This window comes from Clostridia bacterium (genome assembly GCA_014360065.1).
GTDB lineage: Bacteria > Bacillota > DSM-521 > Neomoorellales > JACIYF01 > JACIYF01.
In genome coordinates, this window is record JACIYF010000183.1 from 1 (window position 1) to 3,653 (window position 3,653).

At 53.0% G+C, this 3,653-nt stretch carries 4 protein-coding genes; all 4 read left to right on the forward strand.

All coding sequences use genetic code 11. The features are described from left to right. Positions 1–500: hypothetical protein (locus H5U02_14585; GenBank protein MBC7343648.1), on the forward strand; the 500-nt coding region annotated here is incomplete at its 5' end. A 12-nt stretch (positions 501–512) separates the two neighbouring features. Next, positions 513–1,295 (forward strand): hypothetical protein, encoded by a 783-nt coding sequence (locus tag H5U02_14590; GenBank protein ID MBC7343649.1) that lies wholly within the window; start codon positions 513–515, stop codon positions 1,293–1,295. Between the two features lie 14 nt (positions 1,296–1,309). Further along, positions 1,310–1,816, forward strand: coding sequence for a hypothetical protein (locus tag H5U02_14595; GenBank protein ID MBC7343650.1), 507 nt, complete (start codon positions 1,310–1,312; stop codon positions 1,814–1,816). A 202-nt stretch (positions 1,817–2,018) separates the two neighbouring features. Next, positions 2,019–3,629, forward strand: coding sequence for a PHP domain-containing protein (locus H5U02_14600; GenBank protein MBC7343651.1), 1,611 nt, complete (start codon positions 2,019–2,021; stop codon positions 3,627–3,629). Positions 3,630–3,653: the final 24 nt, after the last annotated feature.

Here is a 3,653-nt window from a genome sequence, read left to right on the forward strand (position 1 = left end):
CTAAGCCTAAGGTTTACCACGTGAATCAAAATCTTAATTCCCAAGATATTCCCCCTAAGTTTAAGGCCTCGGAAAACCTCAAAGCCGGGAGAGACATGCTCGGTCTTGATCTAGCCTCTGCCTCCCAGGCGGATGCTAGAATTGAGCTTACCTTCCAGGGAACTGAATCCTCCGAGGGACTAGTAAACGTTAATGGACAAGGCGTACTAAGAGTTGGAAGCTCATCCTTCCCTTTCACTTTGGATCAGAAGCAGAGGCTCAAAAAGGCGACTCTTTCTACTGGCCAAACGGTCGTGTATGGACCCCTTGACGGGACCATCAAGGGCCGAACTGGGGACAATCTTATAGCTATGGCCCTGGTTTGTGACAGTGATTCCAAGGCGGCAGAGGTCACTGTAACGATAGGGGATCTGGGCAAAGGATTTTCGGCGTTGCATTTTGGGCAAGGGCTTATGACCGCCGAAGTGATCTCGCTCTTCTCCCAAGCCAACCCTCGATAGGAGGCGGTGCAGGTGAGTAGCCGAATTCGTATTGGGCTGATAGTGGCGTTCATGGGCATATTAGCACTTGGGAGTCCTATGGGAGCTTTCGCATCTACGGATACTTACGAGTATTATGATAAGGGCCGTGCTTACAGCGCCATGCTGGGCAGTATGCAGTTGGATGGCAGTACCGTGGTAATCAGCACGTCCGCATACTATCTACCCAGCAAAGACTATGGCAGGGAGCGTATCCGGCTTTGGAGCAAGCTTGACCAGGTTAAGAGAACCTATCCGCCTAGCCTCGGGTACCTTTCCTGGTGCCAGCAGATGAATCTGCGCTTCTATTCAGATGACTCGCGTGCCCATGACCTTATGATCAGGGCCACCGATCCACAAACCATGGCGGGCCCAAGTGCATGGATAGAGAACGTCATCTACGACATTTTTTGTTACAAAGGCATACCTACTCTAACGATTCAAGCTTTCGTAAACAGCATGTTTACGGAGGGTACCGAAGTTGTGTCAGAGACCGGGCCTGGATTTGACACGACGGTCCGATTTTACCGCCCTGACGACAGCAGGGTCGATTTGCCCAACTCTATACCCTATTCGGAGGCTGATCTACAAGTAGGCTCTACTTACAGCGGCGCATCAGCTGTGTTTGAGTTTACCCTGCCCTCTATTGACACTTGGTTTTTGTGCTGGCCTCAAGGGCAGGTAAAATACGGTATCCTTTATACCGGAGGGTCAGGATCGATATGGTACGTGTGGTCGGGGGCCACCGGCGTTCACCACTATGTTAATACTCATTAAAGCAGGTGTTGAGGGTGTCAAGGATATTCAAGGTTATTCTGGCCGTGTCTTTAGCTATCAATATGGTGGTGGCAGGGTTTTTGGTTAAGGACCTGTTGCACGCTCGCCAGGAATACCTGAACACCCAGGCAGACTATCAGCGCAGTGTTGGCTTCCTCAGGATGGCCGATGGGGAACTTAAGGCACTTTCTGAGGAGCAAGGGAAGCCAAAGCAATTGCGCCACCTGGCGGCTGCCGACAACCACCTCATGAGAAGCATCCAGTTCTTCCAGAAGGTGGAGCCAGCCCTGGCCCGGGCCGGGGTGGAGACCCAAAACTTCATGCCCCGCCTGAGCGATGTTGAGTCCATTGTCTATGGGCAGCTGTTAGACGCTATCATGGGCACCACCTCTCCGGGTATTGATCCTTCAGCCCCGGCCAAGGCACAAGCCCGAATCAGTTCCTGGGTAAAGGTCTTTCCGCGGGAGAAGCTTCCCGATCGTGACCAAGCCCAACCAATCAACGCCAGCTTGAGGGAATAGGCTTTCCCAAATATGCCGCTGCCAGGCCCGGTGGTGTCAGGAGAGCCTCCACCCATAAGCGCGCCCAAGTCGGAACCTAGTCCGAGGCACCACGGCTGCAACGCTCTCCCTAGCCGAAAGAATATTCTCTAACATCTTGCAGGAAAATCCCCTTCCTATCGCGAACGTAATTGACAGATGACGGTAGCGGAGGTAGAAGCCCATGAAGCGTCGAGTCCTGGGAGTGCTCCTTTTAACCCTGCTTATCGCGGCCACGTCGATTCTGCCCTCCGCTTCTGCCTATGTAGGAGGCAGTGAACAGGCAAAACTGAGTTCCACCCAGCCACAAGAAACCATTTACCGTGACGACCTAAAAGCGGACATTTTCGCCCTGGCCAACGGAAACCGCCTGATGCTTGTGACTCTGATGGAGCTTGAGCTTTGGAAGGAGTGTCCAACGAAAGCATATGCACCAATTGGTCTTATTAACCTGGGTCCGAACCCTGTGCGGGCGGTAGTCAGGGACGTCGCGCTCGGCATTAGTGGCGCTTACCGAGCCCAGACGCTGAACCAAGAGGTGCTGCTAGAGGTTGTAACCGAAAAGCCGGAAGAGGTTCTTATGCTCCTTTCCCAGCATCCCGGCTCCCCTGAAGCCAACAGAGTGCTCGGGAAAGCATTCAAAGGGCCCGTAAGCATAGGACTTCCAGCCAATAACCTCAAATTTGGAGATAAGGCGGCCATTGACATTGAGCTGCGCATAGAGTCCGAAGGCACTCTTCATGTCCTGGTAAGCCAAACCAACGTCATAATCCTACAGCTACCGGTGCGGACCTACTGGCACGGGGGAGATGGGCATATCCATTCGTCTTGGAGTCCTGACTCGTCGGGTTGGACGATAAACGACCTTGCTGGGTATGCCGCAGACTCTGGTTTCCACTGGGTTATCGTCACTGACCATGAAGATGGGATAAACGAAAACTGGCCAACCTATGTTGCTCAATGTAATAATGCCCAGACCGGCCATGGGATCGTTGTTGCGCCGGGAGGGGAAATCACTGCCTCAGGCGGAAATGGTGATGCTCTTGGCTACTGCCTTAGGGAAACAGCAGCTACTATTCCCAATAACCAGACGTATACGCCTCAGGGGTTGATCAATGCGATCAACAATCACAACTCACCATACTCGTATGCGGTCATTGCGCATCCCTATAAGACTCCTGCTTGGACGGACTGGAATGTCTATGGTTTTCGGTCTATCGAGCTGCTTTCGTATGAGTATGTAGCCAGCGAAGAAGTGAAGAACAAATGGTTTGACCTCCTTCGGGTAAACCTTGCAGATACCATCGCAACGGGGAAATTCGTGGTCGGTGTCGGCAATACGGATTCACACAAAGTCTTGGGAATCGGGGGGCCGAACCCAGGCGACAGAGGGTTCAGCTGGGTCTATACTCAGGACTATCAGTATTACCTGAGATCATCCATATGGAACGCTATCCGATCGGGTCACGTGAGCGCCTCCGGGCGTAAGGACCTGGGGGTCTTTGCCGTAAACGGGACTGTCCAGGGCAGCGTGATTAAGGTCAGCGCCCAAGGCCAACTTCAGTTCAGGCTGGTTCAGCAGCCGGTAACCGGACGTAAGTGCACCATGGTGCGTATAGTTGATGCCTTGCGCAATCCCATAAGGAATATTGCCAACCCGGGGACGGAAACGTACGTAACCTTATCGCCCCCTCCTAACGATACGTTCTACGTGGTGAAGTTTGAGTTTACTGCCACCGATGGCAGCGAGCCGTCGGATGTCTGGTGCAACCCCATCTTTATCGACAAGATCTAGGAGGTGGCCTCATGAGGCGATGGC

Bases quoted from the DNA above. Each gene is read 5' to 3' on its own strand.
- H5U02_14600 (MBC7343651.1), top strand. From the start codon at position 2,019: ATGAAGCGTCGAGTCCTGGGAGTGCTCCTTTTAACCCTGCTTATCGCG.